This is a genomic window from Olivibacter sp. XZL3 (assembly GCF_004368405.1).
Classification (GTDB): domain Bacteria; phylum Bacteroidota; class Bacteroidia; order Sphingobacteriales; family Sphingobacteriaceae; genus Olivibacter.
Map to the genome: position 1 here is coordinate 1 of NZ_SBJH01000067.1, position 20,890 is coordinate 20,890.

Consider the following 20,890-nt stretch of genomic DNA (forward strand, 5'->3'; position numbering starts at 1 on the left):
ATCTTTTTTCTTCTTTGCTCATACAGCAAAGCTAGAAACAACATAACACTATTCATAGACGTGGACCATAGGGTGGATACGTATTTCTTGCTGGCCCTCCAAATCCTGGGCTAAATTCGTCTTCCGCATTATTTACATAAATCTCGCTATTATAAGGGCCAGTGAAAGCGATGTCCCATTCGGCTGTTTTCAAGAAGCGTGCTGAATCCGCGGCATTACGTATCCAAATCTGACTTTTATTACGCAGGCTATATAAGAAAATATAAAATGGACGATTTTCTTTACCATCCACGCCGTCGGACATGGAAGCATTGGTGTCGCCGGCCAAATCGTATATGACCGTGCTCTTTCCGTCTTCATAACTTGGAGCAACTTCACTTTCTTGTTTACTGCAAGCGCAAACAAAGGCTGAACAAAGTATAATTGACATAAACAGCCTTCGGTCTGCATCGAGTAGCCGATTTAAATATCGAAGCCACCCACATCTGGTTTTTGTTATTTTCATAGTCTATTAATTATTCGTTATCAATTATCAGTAGTTAGCGCTCGACAACGCCTATTAATTACTGCTTAATATCTCACACGTGACCTTAACATCTCCCTTCAATACTTACCTTTACACTAAAAAAACCGATAGGTTAATCCAGCTAATACCACGCGGCCTAACTGACCCGGCATTAGAAAATCTGTATAATTGGTAATATTCTCTGCAGTCACTTGTAAAGCCAAATGCTTTTTAAATATCTTTTTCTCTATCGAAGCATTGAACAGAAAGAAGCCGGCCACGAAGGTGTCATAACGATCGATATAAAAGTTTCCGTTAGTATCTTCAAACGGATATTTGCCACGATAATTTATTCTGAAAGTAAGTCCCATATCCCACGGCTGGTGATAATAGAAAATCCGAAGGTTAGCCATATGCCTCGAGCGATTTTCTAATCCCCAATAGTCACTGGGTTGAGACCGAAACGTTTCGCCCGTTGCCGGATTACGAAGACTGCTGTAAGGCCAATTGCCGGCTATAATACTGTCTCTCACACTTTGATCTTTGGCCGCGAGGTATTGATAACCGATCGATATATCGAAGTTAGGCAGTGGTTTATGCGAAATAGAGGCTTCTATTCCTTTGTTATTGACTTTAGGCAGATTCAAATAGGAATAAATCATTTGTCCATCGGTCGCTGTAGCTACTTGAAAACTGTTTATCTGATTTTTTATTTGATGATAGAAAGCACTTAGTTCCGTTCGCCAACTACTTGAAGGATTAACCGTTACTGTCAGATTAAACGTATTGCTTTGTTCAGGCTGCAAACCGTCCTGTTGCAGCTTATTGAAAGTGTAATTTCGTAGCTCGCTTAGCTGACCATCCGCTTGCATATCAGACAATTGCTTTCTAGCGATATCCGCTCCCAAGACGGTGTATCCAACCAGCGGATTAGTGAATACTTGGAACCGCTGACGAAAATCAGGCGTTTTAAAGCCCGCACCTAATGCAACTTTAATTGTTAGAAACCGCATAGGCATATAGGTAAGGCCGAGGTTGGGACTAACGCGTCCGCCATAATCAGCATGATAGTCATAACGACCACCTCCCAGGATTTGAAGCTTCTCATCCGCTCGCCATTCAGCCTGCCCATAGAAAAAGCCATTTTCCATGGAGGGAACGTCTCCGAGCGACCGGTCATCCATTGTTTCCAGGGTGCTGCCCAGTCCGCCCGTTAAGGATAAGTCAACGAACCGATTGTAAACGAACTGCTGCTCGAGCCGATAGATCGATTGTATAAAACGGCTTTGTTCACCACGTCTTCCCTGTTGCCATTCAATGCCAGAATTCCAGCTATAATTTGTAAAATAGAAACGACTGAGGGCCTGCAGTCCATCTCGGCCAGTCGTGTTTAGATAAGCCGACGCGTTGAAATCGCCTTCATCCATGTGATCCTCATATACCTCGTTACCATATCCTCGTGTCATCACCGATTTTCTTAACCCATAACGCCCACTGACTCCTATCGTCGTATTCCTGGCCAGACGGTAACGCGAACGGCCCTGCAACGTATAGTTATTTGAAGGAGGAACTGTTGTACCCCTTGTTTGGTATCGACTGTTTACATTAAATCCATCACTACGATAGAAATTGGCAGATAGGCTAGCTTCACCCCGATTAGCAACGAACGGCGTTTCTCCTTCCAACGTAGCATCCAACGTATTAAGCGATCCATAGCGGACAGAGGCCAAGCCTTGGGCTTGCAAGGCACCATGCCGTGTGACAATATTAATGGCACCCCCCATGGCTTCGCTTCCAAAAAGACAAGAGGCAGCCCCTTTGATAATTTCTACACGCTCGATATTCGTCACACTAATGCGCGACAAATCGAAGCTTCCTCCATCCCGACCAACCATCGGTTGCCCGTCAATTAAGATCATTACATAAGCGGAGGAAAAGCCTTGCAACTGAACACCTACCGAGCGATTACCACCAGCAATATTGTTGACGACGGCAATACCCGTTTGTTCTTTCAAAACCTCGTCTAATCGCCTACTTCCCATTAATTCAATCTGTCTACGTGTAATAACAGTTACCGGCATAGCTGAATTTGCTGCTGAAATGAGATTATCTGGTTGTACAAGCTTGTCGTCAACAGCAACTTCGTTCAAAGCGTGCGCATCTGCTGTCAGTTTTATGTTGACATAAGAGGTCTTCTCTGGAACAATTTCTACCGATTGTTCCAGATTTTTATAACCGATATGGCTTACCGTTATAGTGTAGATTCCTTCATATAAATCATTGATTTTAAATGACCCATCACTTTTTACTTGGACGAAATAATTATCTGGACTAAGCCTTACACTAGCAAGGATCGGTCGCCCATCGTCATTATAAACCGTGCCCTGTAGGGCACCCTTCATTTGACTGCATACAACTAGAGGAATAAAGTAAAGCATGAGTAAATAGAATTTAAGCATCCATTCAATTATTTTTAATCATTCTAAATAGTAATACAAATGTTGAGATAATCCGCCGAAAAGGTTGTATGAGAAGCGCCTTATTTTGTATGAATTCCGCCATAGTAAGCGTAAAGCACCTAATAGTAAGCTGATGTATTTTGTAATTATTCTGAATAAGCTTTGTTTTGTAAGAAAAGTTCTCTGGAATAAGAATATCTATGAAGCACCTACTTTTTATAACATGGTTAATTTGGGCGAACATAAGCTATTGTCAATCTCGTCCAAAAAGAATAATAACACTGAGCGGAGCATTAACAGAAACAGTAGATGCTTTAGGCTTTGGACCGAACATTGTAGCAACAGACGTCACCAGCACTTACCCTGCCTATGTGAAGCAGTTACCGAAAGTAAGCCGCAATCGATCAATCTCTATCGAAGGTCTATTGTCATTTACGCCAGATTTGATACTCGCGCCAACCGGACATGTCGCCAAAGAAATACAGCATCAATTAAAGGCTGCAGGAATACCTCTGATTATTTTGAACCAACACTATAGTTCACAAGGCGCAACTGAATTTATTAAAGCCGTGGCAAATGCGCTCGGAGTACCCGACAAGGGAACGATATTAGCTAAAAAAACGGAGGAACGGCTTCAGCAGGCGATAGCACAAGTAAAAGCCTCTAAACAGGTAAAGAAAAAGGTGCTATTTATATATGCTAGAGGTACTGGTGCCATGAGTGTAGCCGGTAAAGCGAGCAGCATAGATGCCATTATTAAACTGGCGGGAGCTGAAAACGCTATTCAGGAATTTGCCGACTTCAAGCCCTATACAACTGAAGCCATGGTAAAAGCCAACCCCGATGTTATATTGATGTTTGATTTTGGTTTAAGCAGTCTCGGCGGAAAAGCCTCTGTGTTGAAATTGCCTGGCATAAAGCTAACCAAAGCGGGGAAAAACGAACGGATTGTTGATATGGACGGCCAACTTCTGACTAACTTTAGTGTCCGCCTACCGGAGGCCATTTTAGCGCTTCACAAGGAACTAATAAAGTGATAACAACCTACATAAGAGGTCACCTGCTTACGGTACGAGGCGACATTGCATTTTAATAACAAAATCAATTCGAATGAAGAAATTTTTTCTATACTGTTTAATGATAAGCGGCTTGGCGATCGTCATTTTCTTTTCGCTGACCTGGGGTGCAATCAAGATCCCATTGCACGACGTGATTTCCATTCTCGCAAAATCCATCGGTTGTTTCAACGGCGTGGTGGACAGCACTTATGAAGGGGTTATTTATATAATAAGATTTCCACGCCTACTGCTAGGATTACTTGTGGGAGCAGCATTAGGCATTTCGGGAGCTGCTATTCAAGGGATTTTTCGTAACCCGCTCGCCGAACCCAGTCTCATTGGTATCTCTGCAGGGGCTTCTTTAATGGCCGTTATTGTGATAACACTGGAAGCGAGTATACTTGTAGGTTTGAGCGACTTATTTGGCTATTATCTACTTGCATTTAGCGCCTTTGCTGGAGCAGGTTTTGTAGCGTTTATAGTCTACAGCGTAGCGAGAATCAATGGCAGCGCTAATGTGGCCACTATGCTATTGGCAGGAATAGCAATAAACGCTTTTGCAGGCGCATTGACAGGGCTTATGACCTATTTAGCGAACGAACAGCAACTGCGTACTATTACTTTTTGGATGTTGGGCAGTTTAGGTGGCGCCACCTGGCAAACAGTATGGACCGTCGCTCCTTTTATTCTTGTCCCCTTAATGCTGTTACCCCTGTTAGCAAAGTCGCTGAATGCCTTCGCGTTGGGCGAAGCACAGGCGAGCATGCTTGGTATACAGCCTAATAAAGTGAAGCTGCAGGTAGTTGTATTGGCCACAATGGCTGTCGGCGCTTCCGTTGCCGTGTCTGGAATCATCGGTTTTGTCGGTTTGCTCGTGCCTCATATTATTCGGCTGATAGGCGGAGTAGATCACAAGTTTGTGTTACCTGCATCCGCATTGCTAGGCGCGCTTACCCTCGCATTGGCGGATATGCTCGCGCGTAACCTTGTCGCTCCTATCGAACTACCAATAGGTGTTATTACCGCGCTGTTGGGAGCCCCCGTTTTTTTGTACATCCTTCTTAAAGAAAAGAAAAAAGTTCTCCACTAAAATATAAATCAGTATGCTTACCGCCATTGCTATTAATTACAAAATCGGAAAACACTGCTTGCTTCGCGACATAAGCTTTCAAATCCGACCAGGAGAATTGTTGGCCGTTTTAGGGGCTAATGGTGCAGGTAAATCTACGTTGATCAATGTGCTGAGCGGAGAGAAACAACCGAGTTCTGGGGCCGTATTGCTTTTTGATAGAGACTTGAAGAAATATACGTCACAGGAGCTATCAAAGAAAAGAAGCATTCTTCAGCAACATAATAGCCTACATATCAGCTTTTCCGTCAAAGAAATACTGCTAATGGGTAGATATCCTCATTTTAGATATCGCCCCAATAAAAGCGACTTAATCGCAATAGCGGAGGCAATGGAAATTTGTGATGTTGGGCACCTTGCCGAGCGCTCCTACCTGTCTCTTTCGGGAGGCGAGCAACAAAGGGTTCAGTATGCCCGAGTCTTATGCCAGATATGGGATCAACCACAAAGTCTATTGTTGTTGGACGAACCCGTTGCTGCGTTGGACCCTCAATACCAGCAACAGACAATTGCTATTGCGAAAGCTTTTAGTCAACGCGGCTTTATGGTAATCGCTGTATTGCATGAAATTAATTTAGCATCCCAATATGCAGATCGCATCCTCATGTTGAAAGGTGGCAGGAAATGGCTTGATGGCAGCCCGGCAGAAGTGCTGACCCCAGCTCATATATATTCAATTTATAATGCCGAGGTTGACGTAATTATCAATAAGCAAAATTTGAAACCGATCGTTATTCCGAAGCAGACAAATCTTGATATCAGCAATTTTAATTCCTTATTACCCTCGGTCGCATTCAGCGGCGTGCAGGTGGCTACTTAATATCACTTGGAGCGATTCCAAAATATTTTTTAAAGGCCGCGCTGAAATTCTGCTGATGGTTATAACCTGTTGCAGCGGCTACTTCAGCAATACTCCTGCCTTCTTCCAATAAAAGCAGTCGAGCTTTTTCCATCCGTACGCGTGTTAGATAGTCATATATAGTGATCGAAAAATAATCTTTGAAAGATTGGCGAAGTTTTGATTCACTCATACCAATCTCTTCCGCTAAGGTCTTTTGTGTTGGCGCGTTCGCATAACGTTCGTCGAGAATAGCTCGTGCTTTGAGCAAGCGAATTAGGTCGTTTCCCACTAAGGGCTCCCTTTCTTCGATATAGGTATCGTTCAGCTGCTCCAGTTGATATACCAACAATTCCGAAATTTTAGATTCCGTATGGATGCGGCGTAATTCCCCGGTCCGCTTGTTGTCTTTGAGCTCCGAGATAACCTTTATCATTTCATGCGTCACGAACATGTCGTCATGCGCAAATGATGTGTATTCCCCTTTATTGATTTTTTGTACAAAGTTTTCATGCAAAACGGACTCCGGGGCAATCAGTTTAAAATAGAAGTCCTTTGATAAAACCACTAAAAAATAGTCATACTCGGCGCCCGACTGCAATTCATAGTCTTCTGTAAAGGAAGGTATATACCGCACGTTGTGTCTTCCGCGCCCGTGAAATGAAGCTTTGATTTTACTGTTCTCATTATTACGATAAAACACAAACTGACTCGTTACCGTTTCTCCCTCCACCTCCGTATGTATACGAACAGGCCCGGTAAAACTCATTTCAGAATAGAGGATAAAAAGGCCTCCCGTTGAAAGCTGGTAGTTAGCCATATGAATCGGATGGCGTTCTATAACCGTCTTTTTTTCGTTAAGCGGGCTATTCGGAAGGCAGCTGTCGGGTATATCTTCTATAAATAACCAATCTTGCAAGCCTTCAATTCTACTTTTTACGATCATGATTTGGCTATTGTTTTCACAAATATAAGCTATTTATACTTATTCTAAATAATGTTTTTACAGACTTCTTTTCTACTCGTAGGGCGCTCTCATTATCTCCGCAGCTTCAGGAGCGGTTGCTTTTTATAAATCGGCGCAACAAAACGAGCTAAAAAATGTTTTTAAGATAAATTTGTTGCCTTGTACCACTAGTATAAAACGGTTATGAAGACCTTAGGAATTGCCACCGTTATACATGTAAAGAACCTCGATCATTCGATTCCATATTATATCCATGTCTTGGGATTTTCATTAGATTTTCAATATGGAGAATACGTTGGAATAAAGCATGGTGATGTTTCTTTGCATCTCAGCAGCTCGTTAAGTCCTGGAAAAAAGAAAGAGCCTGGATCGGGTCACGTTTGTATAGAATGTGACGAAGTTGACACCTATTATGAGGACATCATGAAGAAAGGAGCCGCTATCACGGTTCCTCTGGATAAAAGACCTTACGGCATGCGGGATTTTGCCGTGGACGACTTGGATGGCAACACCCTTGTATTTGGCAAAGCAATCACCTATATTTAACGGGGTGACTGCTTATTGTTTTGTTATTACGTTATTCCACCAATTAGACAACTTTTCATCGTCGAGATCCTCTTTTTCAGATAAATCTATACTTTTATTAACCATGTATAGATTCTTCTCATGGAGGGTATCCGGCTCCGGAAACGGCGACGGATAATTTTTGCTTATTTTTATTTTGCCCAACAGCGACTCGACGGACTGCCCTTGATCACGATCATAAGCCGTCACCCTAAACGCTGATGGTTCCATTACTTCCAACTTCATTAGGCTTGTATAGATATAAACAGGAAACTGCTCGCGATCGATCTTAAAGAACATGTCACCGTTTGCTTTCCAATACTTTTCCCCGTCTATTACCGTGTCGGTCAGTGTACTCTCCCTATCAATAATAAAGAGGGTGTCGGTAGCATTTAGGCCTTTTACTTCAGCAGGCAATGGAATGCTGTTATTTATATCCGTAGCCGTATTTTTATAATCGTTGTTTTTTGATGTGCACCCGTTGAGCAAAAGGGCAAACAAAATAGCAGAAAAACCGCGCATACATGTTAATTAATTCAAACGCATGCAAAATAAGTAATCCTTGCAGCATTATCAATTATATCATTTATTATCCGGCACGGTCCACAAATAAATGGTTGAGTTACCAACACTCATTTGCTTATCTGGTTTCCAATCACCCATGTCGAAAGCATGAGAAACAACGCGCGTTCCAGGCTTTAACTGCAATAATTTGGGACGAAGCTTAAGGTTCACGGACGGTAATAAATAGAGGGACACGACAGAGGCCTTACTAAAATCGGCGTCAAATAAGTTCTGTTGCAAAAAGGCAACCTTGTTTTCTACCGCGGCGCTCTTTGCGTTCGCACGTGCTTCTTGAATACGCTCTGGATCGATGTCAATCCCAACCGCCTTTGCCCCGAATTTTTTTGCCGCCGTCACCACAATGCGGCCGTCTCCACATCCCAAATCATACAACATATCGTTTGGGCCGACATTCGCCAAGGTGAGCATCGCTTCCACTACTTCCTGCTTGGTGGGTACATAAGGAACGTCTTTTTCGATCATTTGCTGAGCTTGTCCGAAAGATGGAGCAAGGAAGGTCATTAGCAGCAGACCACAGAGAAAATTAAGTTTCTTCATCGTGTTTTGATTTTGGTTAACAACTTGATTTTCTTAACGTTTTGTATATACGAATAGTTTTCGTTTTCTTGAAATTGTTACCTACGTAAAAAAACGAAAACAATAAACCCAAGCAATACCACAAGCACTCCCACCAATGCACCGATACCGGTATAAACAAGGCTGCTATAGAGCAGAAGGAGACTGCTTATACAGAATAAAGCTGGAAGAACCGGGTAAAACGGTACTTTGAATGGTCGCGGCGTCTGTGGGTCTTTTTTTCTCAGAACAAACACCGCAATGCCGATTAGCAGGAAAAAAAACCAAAAAACCGGTGCTGTATAATCAACAATGGTTTCAAAGCCCTTTCTTGTCAATAATCCCAGCACCACTAATACAACGGCTATCAATCCCTGTATCAACATCGCTCTTACAGGGGATGAAGTTCGATGATTCCACTGTCCTAAGCCTTTGAAAGAAGCAAAATCCTGTCCCAATGCATAATTTGAACGCGCTCCGGTAATGATGGTAGCATTCGCCGAGGTCAAGGCCGAAATGGCAACAAGCAAGCCTATCAGCTTTGCAGCCTGCTCGCCCCATACCAACCGCATCAGATCGGCTGCTACAGCCTCGGAAGAAGCCATGCGTTCATGGCCAAGCACGTGTATATAGGTATAGTTAACCAACACATAAACAAGGGTAATTATCAGGATGCTCCATATCAATGCCTTTGCAATGCCCGTAGCACCTGTCTTTAATTCAGCAGAGATGTAGGCCGCCTCATTCCAACCTCCGAATGTTAAGAGCACAAAAACCATTGCCATGCCCAACGAAGAAGAAAGAGAGGAGTTGGACTGTAGGGGAAGCGACGACGTCCCGGATGAAGGCGTAAAAAACAAACCCACGCAGATAATCAACAGAATACCGCCAACCTCAAGCAGCGTAAACAGCTTTTGTGCCGTGGCCCCAAAGGTTAATCCTAATACATTAATAAAAGTGAGTATAATGACAATAGCCAAAGCATAGATGCCCTGAGAATAGGGCCCGATTGCATAAAACTGCGTGGCATAGTCGCCGAAAATAAAAGCAAGCAACGCGATGGAGCCTGTTTGGATAACTACCATACGTGTCCAGGCAAAAAGAAAGGCCAATGGCCTACCGTACGCGCGGTATAGAAAATGATAGTCGCCGCCGGTATGTGGATAGGCGGCGCAAAGTTCAGCGTAACTCAGGGCGCCAATAAGCGACACTGCACCGCCTAAAAGCCATGTCAGAAGAAATATGATGTCGCTATTGGTATGGAGCGCAACAAGCGATGGTGTTTTGAATACGCCCGCGCCGATAACAATTCCCACGATGAGTGCTACCGCATCTAATGTTCCGAGCGTCTTTTTGGGTTCATAACTTTTATAAGAATTGTCGACTGATTTTTGAGGCACGGATTCAATAAGATTAGTAACTATTAACCATATGCTTTCTTTAATACAATTTTCGTCACTAATTGTTTTAACACCCCACTAAGTCACCGCTTTAACCCTTACCAAGCAATCGCCGTTAAAGGTACTCAATAGCCGTAATATTTTACAAAATATGTTCTGAGCCGGTATACTTAGTTGGTTATTGAGCTTTACCAATCGATGCCAGCGCTTCTTTGACATAGGATAAAGCTTCGGGAGAATAAGGCAAGGACAAAGCGAAGCTGTGGCCATGTTCATCCATTTTCAAAAGCGATTTTCTTAATATGTTGACAATTTTATCGCGATGTCGAGGATAAAATGCTTCATACTGATAAGCTAAAAACACGAGGCATAGCGCGTTCTCCATGGTTTGTACATCCGCATTGACTTTTATCCTTTTCTTCAGTATAATTTCTTGGACGTCGTTGATCAGTGTTGTAGAATAGCCGACTTCAACAAGAATGTCTTTGGCTTTTTCAGCATGAAATATAGCGAGTTGTTTCCTCCACTTTAGGTATCCTTCTCTATCTTGCGGAAATTCGTCCCGCGAAATTTCCCATCGGCCGATATGCTGGCACCTCGACGCAAGCAGCAACGCTTCACCGGCCTGAGGTGCTAATTTTTTAATCCAGTAATGTAGTTTAATGGCAAAAAAATACGCCTCGGGATAAGTTTGCCCCTCCCATTCGATCCGGTTTGGATCTCTCTTATTATAGGCATCAAACAAAGCAAAAGCGCTCTCCTGTTTATCGTTCATGTTGTTAAAGCTTATAAAATTCGGTTGAAGATAATACTTTTTACTATACCTGGACGGCTCACGGCAAATTTGACCGACCAACTAACACCTGTCTTCATCAAAAGTGTAAAAAGCATACTATGTTCGATCCTTTTTAAAACTCTTTAAAGCCAGCAAAGCACTTATAAACATTAAAACAGCCGCCACATAATAAGGGGCTTCCGGTAAGTAAACAGGAGCTTGGCTACTGGTAAAATAGTAGAAAATATACGTCATGAACCACGGACCGAAAATAGAGCTCAAACTCATCAAGCTCGTAAGTCCGCCCTGCAGTTCACCTTGTTCATTCGGTAAAACCTCATTCGTCATGACACCTTGCAAAGCAGGCCCGGCAATACCACCTAATGAGTAGGGAATCATATATGCAAACATCATCCAACTTTTACTTGCAAGTCCAAAAAGAAGCATACCGAAAGCGTACAACACCAAGCCTATCCAGATACTCCTTTCCTGCCCCAACTTCGGTATTGCAACCCGTATAAGGCCGCCCTGCACCAAGGCTACCATTAAGCCGATAAACCCCAATGAATAACCAACGAGATCTTCATCCCATTTAAATTTCTCCATCGTGTAGAAGGTCCAAACGCTTTGTACTGCATGCCCGGCGAAATAGACGATAAACAGACTGAGGGCTAAGCCAAGTACCGCGGGATATTTCTTTAGCTGAATAAGGGTACCTAAAGGATTGGAGCGCTTCCAGCTAAAGGGTCGGCGATGCTCTTTTGCAAGAGATTCAGGTAATATAAAAAAGCCGTAAAGTGCATTCAAAAATGCAAGCGCCGCTGCCGCGTAAAAGGGATAGTGAACGTTCATTTTACCCAGCACGCCTCCTATAACGGGACCTATGATAAAGCCTAAACCAAAGGCTACGCCGATCATTCCGAAGTTCTGCGAACGCTTGTCTGGGTGACTAACATCTGCTATGTAAGCAGAAGCAGTTGTGAAACTGGCTCCGGTAATACCTGCTATTAATCGACCAACAAATAACCAACCTATGGTGGGCGCAAAGGCTAAAAAAAGGTAATCAATCCCAAAGCCTAACAAAGAAAGCAAGAGCACAGGCCTTCGACCATGCCGATCGCTCAGATTCCCAATCAGCGGCGAAAAGATAAACTGCATAATGGAATAAACCACGAGCAGCAGACCCGATATGCGTGACGCTTCGCTGATAGAACCCGAAATCAGCTTCTCAATAAGTTTGGGAAACACCGGTATGATAATCGCCAGTCCGATAACGTCTATTAACAACGTTATAAATATAAAGCTCAGCGCCGCACGTCCTGTTTTACTTTCTGTTGGATTCATATTTCAAATGCAGAGAATCTGTTTGCAAAGAAAGCACATAGATTCCGAAAAACATTTGATTTTCTATATTTATCATCCCGTCGGACTTAAGATTGTTTTTTAAATGGAATATTGCCCTCTGAAGACAAGAAAGCATTTACTTCTTCCTTATTGTAGACAATTTTACCTTTTTTTGTGCCGTAATTAATAGCTGCCGAAGTGACGTGAGACGGATCCACCTGATTACCATCGTTCTTCGGATAGTGTTCCTCTATACCAATCCAAGGCTTGTCTTTATGGATATAGTACCTTATAACGATATAATCAAAGTTATCGCTTAACACCGGTCCCTCTGAATCTTCAAAGCCTAATTCCAAAAGATCATCGCGATTTATCGTTGCCATTACATAGAAATTAAATCTTTTTGCTGCACATTCCTACCTCGGAAGTGCGCCTATCAAACTAACAAATCATTTCAATTTTTGTTCGTTACGGCTGGCCTTATGGCACATACCGATACCTAGGGTCGCGTCCTGTTTACATCCGCCATTTGGTTGGGGATAAACTTGTTTTGCCGGTTCTTTTTACTCTCTGAAATACAAAGCAAAAACCACCAAGGCCGCCGCCAACAATACGGTACTGAAAATAACCATCCATGTGCTAGCCTCATCCGGCATCATCGCCAGCGCCAGCCGGAATACCATAAGGGACGCCACAAACAGCGCAAGCGCAATCCACATTTTCTTTCGATTTCGCATACATCAAGTATTAGTTCGCTTCTTGTTAGGGAAGCGGATATCTATGATCGTTCCTCTCTGTTTTGCAGAATGTACCTCAAAGCTTCCATTTAAAAGCCTGATTTTATTTTGGATCGTATTGAGTCCTATGCCGCGTTTTGCGGAAGGCTTCCCAAAACCGATCCCGTCGTCGGCAACAGAGATAGTCACCCATGCCTGGCTGAGCGCAATGAGGATGGTACCCTTCGTAGCATTCGCGTGTCTAATAATATTGATAACCAGCTCCTGAACCATTCGAAATATCGCGATTTCAATATGCTTGTCAAGTTTTTCATGAAATCCCTGAAATTGACATTCGAATTTGACCGTCTTGCTAAATTGTTCACAAATATCTTCGATGGCCGCTTGTAAGCCAAAATCCTCTAAGATGCTAGGCATAAGCTCATGTGAAATACGCCTGCTTTCTCGTATGGCTTCTGACAATAAACGCTCCGCTTGTTTTAGGGGTAGCAACGGTAAGACAAGTCCGTCGTCCAATTTAGGCTTTAGATGCTCGAGGTGCAGCTTAACGCTGTATAAAAGCTGACCTAAGCCATTGTGTAAATTCTCGGCAATACGTCGCCTTTCGTCTTCTTGCGCCTTCAATGTAGCCATAAAAATCTCACGTTGCTGCCTTTTCTCCAGTTCGCTTCGCTCCAGTCTCAACTGGAGATTTTTTTGCTGAAGATAAACCTGTTCGGTAATATCTAAGGAAAGACCGATAATGTGTGTCGGATGTCCTTCAGCATCCCGTTTAAACACAGTTCTCCGTGTTTGGACCCAGTGAAGCTTGCCGTAGCCGTCTATTAGGCGATAAACAAGTTCTTTTACTTCATCATCTCCGGTTTGCCTAAGCATATTAATGTTATTGTCAAATTTGGCGCGGTCGTCGGGATAAACGATTTGATCAAAAAGTGCCGCTCCCATTTCTCTGATATCTTCCAATGATCGTTGAAGAAGCTTGGCTATCTTGTTATTCCCATACACCATCTGCATGGAGCGGATATCTATGACATACAACATATCCGGAGCAGCTTCCGCAATACCTCTCAAAAGCGCATCGTCTTCTTTTATTTTATCTTCCGCTAGCTTACGTTCGGTTATATCTAGGTTAGTCGCTACTAAACTATCGGCCATTCTTACAAACATACAAGAAAACCACTTATGAAAACCGTTGTAAGTATAGAAGTACTCCATCTGCCCTGGCTGACCGCTCTTCATCACACGGAGCATCAGATCGAAAATGCCGGCTTCTTTAATGCCGGGATATTCCTGTGAATACAGTTTTCCAACCAGGTCGCTGCGTTTGGTTTCTCGCTCATGTTGTTTGCTGACAATTTTTACACGGAAATCAATTATTTCGCCTACTTCGTTACGTACGGCGTCCAATACCGACATACCGATCAAACTGGTATCAAAAACCGATTGAAGCAACTGATTACTTGTTCTCAACTGGATTTCAGCCTCTTTCCGTTCCGTAATATCCAAGCCTTTTACCACCACTCCATCATGCAATTTAACAAGGCTCATATCGTACCATCGCTCTTTTCCGTCGACTACAATAGCCTGCTCATAACTGACGCTCCGTCCTGTTTCGACAATTTGTAAATAATTCCTAAACGATTCTTCATGCCGGTGGTGCGATAGCAGCTCTGTTCCCAAGGCTTTTTCCAAGATCTCCGCTCCCAGCTTGTTTGTAAACACACATTTAAAATCGAGGACATGATTGGTGCTATCTCTTATAGCCTGCCATACTTGCGTGACATTCTTCGAACTGTCCAACGTTGCCCGTAGCAAATCTTGACTTTCCTTTAGTGCCCTCGTTTGCTGCTTAACCTCTTCCTCCAAACGCAATGTAAATTCTCTGGTCAGCCGTTCCGCTCTCTTTCGTTCGGAAATATCATTAAACAAAATAGCAACTTTATGCGTGTTACGCCCAACCGGAAAGGCCTCTACCTCATACCAGCCATCGATAAGATACGCTGCCTCGGCCTCAAAACGTTTCGGCTGCCCGCTCTTTACAATTTCACCATAAATCTGAAACCAGTGTGTTTCGTGTGCCGGCTCTATCTCTTTCATCGTACGTCCCACAGCATCTTTAATGCCTGTCTGCCGTTCAAACGCTTTATTCACCTGTAAAAATCGGTAATCTAAAGCTCGTCCCTCTTCATCCCAAATCATTTCTATGATGCAAAAACCTTGGTTGATATTATCGAGTAAAAAAAGGTATTTCTCTTCGGTGAACTGTTTTTGTTGGCTTAGCAGCTCCAGTTTATCCTGATTTGCTTGGTGGTGGTTTTTATGCGCATTATAGCGAGCTTTCATGTCTGTTGTAAGGAATAGATGTTCTCCAATTAAGAACATAGGTTCGTAACTTTTGTTTAATCTTCTACCTTTAATGCCGACCAATAGAATTTACTTCCTTTCGATAGCATCAGCTTACTTTTAAAGAAAAACTTTATAGCAAGGTAAGAAATTTTTACTCCACGTAAGCCGTTTAGGAATAGTAATTGAATTACAAACGAAAATTTGTAGTCTATGAAATTAAAGCCACAAGAAGTATTAACAGAGAATGAAATCCAGCGAGGGCTTAAAATGGTTATTTGGGACGGGCTTGCAGCAGAGATAATGACCTCGTTTACGAGCGGTGCATTTTTGGTCGCATTAGCGATCCTGATAGGTGCTAATAATGTGCAGATCGGTCTGCTTGCAGCCTTACCGATGATTACGAACCTTTCGCAACTCATATCGATATGGCTCGTGCGAAAATACAACAATCGGCGCGCAGTAGCCGTTTTTTGTGCCTTTCTCGCTCGGACACCTCTTGTGCTCATTGGACTTACTGTATGGTGGACGTCCGACATTTCCATCAATATACTAATATTCTTTCTATTCTTCTATTATTTTTTCGGATCGATTGCCGGCCCGAGTTGGAACTCTTGGATGAAGGATATGGTGCCGGAGAACATGCTGGGGAGCTATTTTTCGAAACGAAGTCGGTATACACAAATATTAAACGTTATCCTGAGTATTTTATTGGCCCTTTTGCTCGACTTTATAAAAAGCCGTTACCCCGCCTATGAATTGTATACATACGCGGTTTTCTTTATAATCGCGGGCTTGGTGGGTGTTTTGGGTGGCTACTTATTATCGAAAGCACCTGAGCCACAGTCCTATTTAACAAGTGCCAATATCTTTTCATTATTTACACTGCCGTTAAAAGACCTGAATTTTCGTCGATTGTTGGTATTTAACTCGGCCTGGGTCTTTGCGCTGAACATTGCCACTCCCTTTTTTACGGTATTTCTCATCAGAAGTTTAGGCTTACCCTTGTCTTATATCATTGTGCTAGGTATTATTAGTCAGCTCGCCAGTATATTCACCCTACGGATATGGGGTATCTTTTCAGATCGATATAGCAATAAAAGCATTATCGGTTTAAGCGCGCCGCTGTACATTATTTGTATTGTCGGTTGGTGCTTTGTTGGCATTTATTCCACTTTATACGCAAACCTCGCCCTGTTGGTTGCCATCTATGTACTGAGCGGCATTGCCACGGCCGGAATCAATCTTTCCTTGACAAATGTCGGTTTAAAATTGGCACCAAAAGGCGACGCCATTGTATATTTATCCGTTAAAAACATCGTTACATCCGTGTTCTCATCGTTAGCACCTTTAATAGGTGGTTTACTGGCCGATTACTTTACGGATGTCAAAATTCTTATCACGGCACAGGTCAACAGTCCGTATTACAACAAGCTAGTTAAGCTGCTATCACTGCATGAATGGAACTTTTTGTTTCTTATCGGCGCATTACTCGCTTTAATATCTCTAGAGTTTCTCGGTCGGGTTAAGGAGGTCGGCGAAGTGGAAAAAGACGTGGTTAAGCGTATTATGCGTACAAGCATCAAAAACAACCTCCGTGAGTACTTCTTAATAGGTAATATCATCGGTTGGCATGAGCAGCTGGTAGCCATCCTGAAAGGAAGAACAAAAAAATCATCCTAGTGCGGAGCCGTCCACTTGCGGTTTGGCAGTATTTTAACAGTGTCCTAAAAAAAGAATATGAGTGTGTTGAATTTTATCTCATACAGAATGCCCCGCGTACCTAAATTTTTCATAAATGACGTTTGTTCGCGGTAGGCTATTGTCTTGCCCTTCTGCAAAGATAGGCATGAATTTAGAAATAGCATATATAGCGACCGGAAGAATCCGCCACTGAGATAGCTTGATTAGTCCATAACCGAACTGTAAGCTGTATTGGTCGACCACGCTACATAGAGAGAGAGGTCGGATTTATCGCGGAATCTTCGTGGCGCTGCGAATTTTTAACATAAATTAAATAAATAGATTATGGCAAATGTAACAGCGAAATCAGATGTATTAAATGACCTGATCCAAATTAATAACGACAGGATTGCAGGCTATGAGAAAGCGATAGAAGAGCTGGACGGAACAAATACGGACTTGGCTGCCTTATTTCAAGATATGATTGCAGAAAGCAGGCAATGCGTTGTGGAGTTAGCCGACCAGGTTCGAATGGAGGGAGAGCCGGTGGAGACCGACACGACCGCGAGTGGAAAGATCTATCGCGCTTGGATGGATGTAAAAGCATTTTTTGGCGGCAACGACAGAAAAACGATTCTATCGAACTGCGAAGGAGGCGAAGATGCTGCCCAACGTGCATACGAGAGTGCAGAAGCAATGGACGATCTGCCGCCGGCTACCAAGATTTTAATATCGAAACAGCGCCAGCAGTTAAAAGTATCGCATGATAGGATTAAAGCCTTAAGAGACGCGGAAGTCTAATGGCAGTCAGTGTAACCGGATATCGATAGCGCACCTATGGCGCTACATAAGAACTGGTTGAGAACGCTTTATTATACACTATAAAGCGTTCTCTCTCTTTTTTACAAAGTAGGTTTTATTAAGTTACTCCAAATTACCGGTATTTAACAAGCCGTCCGAACCGAAGTGTGAGGTAAGAGCATCTCCGATATTGTCAACACTTTGCTGGTCCGCTACGCCGTTAACCAAGCGCCATCCGCCTTTACCGTCACTAATGATTGATAATTGATCACCACCGCCTCTATTGACCACAAAGATATCCCCCTGTCGTAACACATCCACCGTTTCAATATCACCGGTCCCATTTATGTCTATATTAATTTTGCTGTTCGTATTCGCTACCATAGTTTTATAGATTTATAGAAATAACACCAATATTCTTGCCATACTTACTATAGCTGTAAGCTTTAAGCAATAAGTCCTAAGGCAATAGGCTACTGGCAATTATATACAAATGCTTCGACTCCGCTGAGCACGACCTTATGGAAAAGGTTAAAACCGCCAACTAACAACTCGCAGCTATCTACCTCCTACTCCCTACTAACCGATAACTGCTAACTGCTAGCTACTCCCTCTCTCTTATACCCTATTCCGCCCTGCATCCAAACTTTATTAACAGATTGACTGTTTCATTATAGTGGAATAAAAATTGGAAAACTCTACAGAAACGAACACCTATGAAAAATTTAAAATTTCTATTATTAATTAGCATTGTTGCATTTCTCAACGGGTGCGGCTGCGACAGCCAATCACCAGATGATGTAGAAGAGCAATTCGATCCGGATACAATCAGAAGTGATAAGCCTGCCGATTCTACCTTAAGCGAAAAGATGTATCCGATGAATACGGATAGTATCGCAGGAACAACAGATTCGGCAAAGTAAGGTTAATGCATGCGCGTGAAGGGCTACTGCCTCTTCCTTAGGGAAGGAAGCCTCCGTAGAAACAGGGCCGTTAATCCCAAGCCGGTGCCTAAGGCCACCGCAAGGAAAGGAATGAGCGCTTTGCCCTTCATTCGATCATGCCAACCGCCAAATATTCCAGATCCGTAAGCTACCGGAAGAAAGACGTTGCCATCTGTTTTCTCGGAAGGTTCGGCATGCTTTAAGTAAGAGGAAATTAGCACATAAGAAGCATAAGCGGTTAACTTTGGAAAAAGCATATAGGCATAAGCTAAGCCAGCCGCTACAGGATGTATCCAACGGAAGTCCGCCGGCCGTTCTGCCAGTTTCACTATTTTCCTCGCTAAGGTCACCGGATTATGGACGGGAGGCATTGGTCGAATAGCCTTTCCCGTATAGTTAGCGGCGTGCGACATACCTGGGGTGTCCAAAAATGCCGGATAGACATCGCAGATATGAATCCGCGGCCATTGGACCAGTTCTGCCCTTAGGGCGCTTGAAAAACCTCTTATTCCGAACTTGCTGGCCGTATAACCGACGCCATATGGCACGGGAAGAAAGCCTCCTACAGAAATGTTATTAATCAAAACGCCTTTACCTTGTTGCTTGAAATAGGGTAAAACGGCGTGTGCACCATGAAGGTAACCCATCAAATTTGTTCGAATGACCTGATCGTGAACTTCTACCGACAAATCTTCAAAAGTACCTAAAGCCAAGACACCGGCATTGTTTATCCATATATCAATCCGATTTGCCACCGCCGCCGCGGCATTGGCCAGACGAATCACTTCCAACGGGTTTGAAACATCCGTCTCCTGTATAAAAACGGGGGCACCCAGCGATCGACAGTCAGCCGCCAGCTCTTCTAATGTTTCTCTATCTCTAGAGGCCAATACCAGAGTTGCGCCTGCTAAGGCGAATTGTTCGGCCAATGCCTTGCCCACTCCGCTGGATGCCCCCGTTATAACGACGGTTTGGTCTTTAAACTTCCTATAGTTTCTGTTCATTTCTAAGCACTTTTATTATGGTTCCTCGCGTAAAAGGCGTGGGACGGCGTGCTCAGGGCACTGCCTACGATTTACCTTGGTTTCCAGGATAGGTCCATATAATCATATCACGGTGGTAGCCGGCTCTGTTTGTTGGCCCTTCATCCACGTGTATACATAATCCGCCACTTCCTCCCATCCAGGTTCTCCACATATAAAATGGCTTCTTTGCGGAAAAATCTTAAGGCCTACGAGGCTCTTTTTATCTGTATACGCTTCCGTATTCTGTTTTACCAACGAAGCAGGTATAATCTTGTCCTCTTCTCCCGTAACGAATAATAGCGGAACATGTGGTTTATCAAGATCAACGTGCCCGGCTGGTCCCATACAATCCCGCAGAATGTTACGGCTGTCATGCGTAGCATATTCCCGCCAGGCCAAGTCGGCAGCTTCTTCATCCAAAGTGTTGGCAAAAGATTGATGAAAAGAGGTTTTGTCCATGATAAAAGGCTGGTTTCCTTTTAACGGATTCGTAATCAACGCGCTGTTTTTAATGAAATTCCAATCGAAGTCAAGCATACTATTTGGGGCGACGGAACTTATTAGCACGGCGAGGCTAACCAACTTTTTATTCGCTAATAGCTGCGCGATCAGACCTCCCACCGAATGACCTATAACGATCGGCTTCTCTATTTTTAAGATTTCATGGGTAATAGCCGCAACTACCTCGTCCAAATGCAAATCCCCTAAACCTTCTGGAGGATCAGACTTCAGATTGGCTGGATCGCCTTCATGTAAAGGCCAAGAAAGCGTATGGCAATTATAGCCGCGCGCTCCAAAAAACCGTTCCCAGTGCGTCCAACTTTTGGCATTCTGGAACATGCCATGAATAAAAACAATATCCTTCATCCGTCGCTCCTTAGTATAAACAAAACGCTCCTATTAACAACCACTATTCTGACTATAGCACACCATTTCTGCCGGCATGATTTGCCGTATATTGCATGCCCTTCACAATCGCTTCCAATATCTCTGGATTAAAGTCGTCCTCATCAACAACCTGCCAGTCTTCACCATTTTTCACAATTACAAACGACTCTTTATCCGGATAGAGAATCCGCCATCCCTGCTGTCCATTATAGTCCTCGGGTTCAGCGCTCAAACGTACCAGCGTGTCTGTAACAGGTTCTTTTATCGTAAACTCCATAATAACGCAATAT

The 20,890-nt window shown here is 43.3% G+C and carries 21 protein-coding genes and 1 pseudogene; 7 read left to right on the forward strand and 15 right to left on the reverse strand.

Annotated features, from left to right (window positions below; all coding sequences use genetic code 11):
* Positions 1 to 52: 52 nt before the first annotated feature.
* Both EPX21_RS14600 and EPX21_RS14605 read right to left on the reverse strand, forming a co-directional pair.
* Positions 53 to 505 carry a hypothetical protein gene (locus EPX21_RS14600; protein ID WP_206106084.1) on the reverse strand — a complete coding sequence of 151 codons (453 nt, stop codon included), beginning with the start codon at positions 503 to 505 and terminating at the stop codon, positions 53 to 55.
* Between the two features lie 116 nt (positions 506 to 621).
* Positions 622 to 2,964 carry a TonB-dependent receptor gene (locus EPX21_RS14605; RefSeq protein WP_134090431.1) on the reverse strand — a complete coding sequence of 781 codons (2,343 nt, stop codon included), beginning with the start codon at positions 2,962 to 2,964 and terminating at the stop codon, positions 622 to 624.
* A 200-nt stretch (positions 2,965 to 3,164) separates the two neighbouring features.
* Between EPX21_RS14605 and EPX21_RS14610 the strand changes: the two genes are divergently transcribed.
* The 3 genes and pseudogenes from EPX21_RS14610 to EPX21_RS14620 all read left to right on the forward strand — a co-directional run.
* Positions 3,165 to 4,001 (forward strand): hemin ABC transporter substrate-binding protein, encoded by an 837-nt coding sequence (locus EPX21_RS14610; protein ID WP_134090432.1) that lies wholly within the window; start codon positions 3,165 to 3,167, stop codon positions 3,999 to 4,001.
* A gap of 73 nt (positions 4,002 to 4,074) precedes the next feature.
* Entirely contained in the window at positions 4,075 to 5,112 is a 1,038-nt protein-coding gene (locus EPX21_RS14615; RefSeq protein ID WP_134090433.1) for an iron ABC transporter permease, read from the forward strand.
* Positions 5,113 to 5,185: 73 nt separating this feature from the next.
* Positions 5,186 to 5,971 (forward strand): annotated as a pseudogene (locus tag EPX21_RS14620) (heme ABC transporter ATP-binding protein); the annotation flags it as partial.
* Here EPX21_RS14620 and EPX21_RS14625 read toward each other — a convergent pair.
* Positions 5,964 to 6,935, reverse strand: a complete 972-nt coding sequence (locus EPX21_RS14625; RefSeq protein ID WP_134090435.1) for an AraC family transcriptional regulator — start codon at positions 6,933 to 6,935, stop codon at positions 5,964 to 5,966. The pseudogene EPX21_RS14620 and the gene EPX21_RS14625 overlap by 8 nt on opposite strands.
* Positions 6,936 to 7,139: 204 nt before the next feature.
* Between EPX21_RS14625 and EPX21_RS14630 the strand changes: the two genes are divergently transcribed.
* Positions 7,140 to 7,502: a glyoxalase/bleomycin resistance/extradiol dioxygenase family protein gene (locus tag EPX21_RS14630; protein WP_134090436.1), complete on the forward strand. Its 363-nt coding sequence runs from the start codon at positions 7,140 to 7,142 to the stop codon at positions 7,500 to 7,502.
* 12 nt (positions 7,503 to 7,514) lie between these two features.
* Here EPX21_RS14630 and EPX21_RS14635 read toward each other — a convergent pair whose 3' ends face one another.
* The 8 genes from EPX21_RS14635 to EPX21_RS14665 form a co-directional block, all read right to left on the reverse strand.
* On the reverse strand, positions 7,515 to 8,042 hold the full coding sequence (locus EPX21_RS14635) for a hypothetical protein (protein ID WP_134090437.1): 528 nt from the start codon (positions 8,040 to 8,042) through the stop codon (positions 7,515 to 7,517).
* 60 nt (positions 8,043 to 8,102) lie between these two features.
* The gene (locus tag EPX21_RS14640; protein WP_134090438.1) at positions 8,103 to 8,642 is read right to left on the reverse strand and encodes a cyclopropane-fatty-acyl-phospholipid synthase family protein; all 540 of its coding nucleotides are present in this window, start codon (positions 8,640 to 8,642) and stop codon (positions 8,103 to 8,105) included.
* A gap of 77 nt (positions 8,643 to 8,719) precedes the next feature.
* Positions 8,720 to 10,060 carry an APC family permease gene (locus EPX21_RS14645; RefSeq protein WP_134090439.1) on the reverse strand — a complete coding sequence of 447 codons (1,341 nt, stop codon included), beginning with the start codon at positions 10,058 to 10,060 and terminating at the stop codon, positions 8,720 to 8,722.
* A 178-nt stretch (positions 10,061 to 10,238) separates the two neighbouring features.
* On the reverse strand, positions 10,239 to 10,835 hold the full coding sequence (locus tag EPX21_RS14650; protein WP_134090440.1) for a DUF4202 domain-containing protein: 597 nt from the start codon (positions 10,833 to 10,835) through the stop codon (positions 10,239 to 10,241).
* A 117-nt stretch (positions 10,836 to 10,952) separates the two neighbouring features.
* Complete coding sequence (locus EPX21_RS14655) at positions 10,953 to 12,179, reverse strand: TCR/Tet family MFS transporter (RefSeq protein ID WP_134090441.1); 1,227 nt, start codon at positions 12,177 to 12,179, stop codon at positions 10,953 to 10,955.
* An 86-nt stretch (positions 12,180 to 12,265) separates the two neighbouring features.
* Entirely contained in the window at positions 12,266 to 12,562 is a 297-nt protein-coding gene (locus EPX21_RS14660) for a hypothetical protein (RefSeq protein ID WP_134090442.1), read from the reverse strand.
* A gap of 180 nt (positions 12,563 to 12,742) precedes the next feature.
* Positions 12,743 to 12,916, reverse strand: coding sequence for a hypothetical protein (locus EPX21_RS22740; RefSeq protein ID WP_166670777.1), 174 nt, complete (start codon positions 12,914 to 12,916; stop codon positions 12,743 to 12,745).
* Between the two features lie 3 nt (positions 12,917 to 12,919).
* On the reverse strand, positions 12,920 to 15,298 hold the full coding sequence (locus EPX21_RS14665; protein ID WP_134090443.1) for a PAS domain S-box protein: 2,379 nt from the start codon (positions 15,296 to 15,298) through the stop codon (positions 12,920 to 12,922).
* A gap of 174 nt (positions 15,299 to 15,472) precedes the next feature.
* On the opposite strand from EPX21_RS14665, the gene EPX21_RS14670 reads away from it, so the two are divergent.
* Entirely contained in the window at positions 15,473 to 16,942 is a 1,470-nt protein-coding gene (locus tag EPX21_RS14670; protein ID WP_134090444.1) for an MFS transporter, read from the forward strand.
* Positions 16,943 to 17,287: 345 nt separating this feature from the next.
* Entirely contained in the window at positions 17,288 to 17,743 is a 456-nt protein-coding gene (locus tag EPX21_RS14675) for a PA2169 family four-helix-bundle protein (protein ID WP_134090445.1), read from the forward strand.
* Between the two features lie 123 nt (positions 17,744 to 17,866).
* Here the strand turns inward: EPX21_RS14675 and EPX21_RS14680 are convergent, their stop codons facing one another.
* Positions 17,867 to 18,127 (reverse strand): hypothetical protein, encoded by a 261-nt coding sequence (locus EPX21_RS14680; RefSeq protein WP_134090446.1) that lies wholly within the window; start codon positions 18,125 to 18,127, stop codon positions 17,867 to 17,869.
* Positions 18,128 to 18,459: 332 nt separating this feature from the next.
* On the opposite strand from EPX21_RS14680, the gene EPX21_RS14685 reads away from it, so the two are divergent.
* Positions 18,460 to 18,666 (forward strand): hypothetical protein, encoded by a 207-nt coding sequence (locus EPX21_RS14685; protein WP_134090447.1) that lies wholly within the window; start codon positions 18,460 to 18,462, stop codon positions 18,664 to 18,666.
* Between the two features lie 23 nt (positions 18,667 to 18,689).
* Here the strand turns inward: EPX21_RS14685 and EPX21_RS14690 are convergent, their stop codons facing one another.
* The 3 genes from EPX21_RS14690 to EPX21_RS14700 all read right to left on the reverse strand — a co-directional run bounded on the left by EPX21_RS14690 (position 18,690) and on the right by EPX21_RS14700 (position 20,877).
* Positions 18,690 to 19,691, reverse strand: a complete 1,002-nt coding sequence (locus EPX21_RS14690) for an SDR family oxidoreductase (RefSeq protein ID WP_134090448.1) — start codon at positions 19,689 to 19,691, stop codon at positions 18,690 to 18,692.
* Positions 19,692 to 19,793: 102 nt separating this feature from the next.
* Complete coding sequence (locus EPX21_RS14695) at positions 19,794 to 20,579, reverse strand: alpha/beta hydrolase (RefSeq protein ID WP_134090449.1); 786 nt, start codon at positions 20,577 to 20,579, stop codon at positions 19,794 to 19,796.
* A 52-nt stretch (positions 20,580 to 20,631) separates the two neighbouring features.
* Positions 20,632 to 20,877 (reverse strand): hypothetical protein, encoded by a 246-nt coding sequence (locus EPX21_RS14700; protein ID WP_134090450.1) that lies wholly within the window; start codon positions 20,875 to 20,877, stop codon positions 20,632 to 20,634.
* Positions 20,878 to 20,890 lie beyond the last annotated feature (13 nt).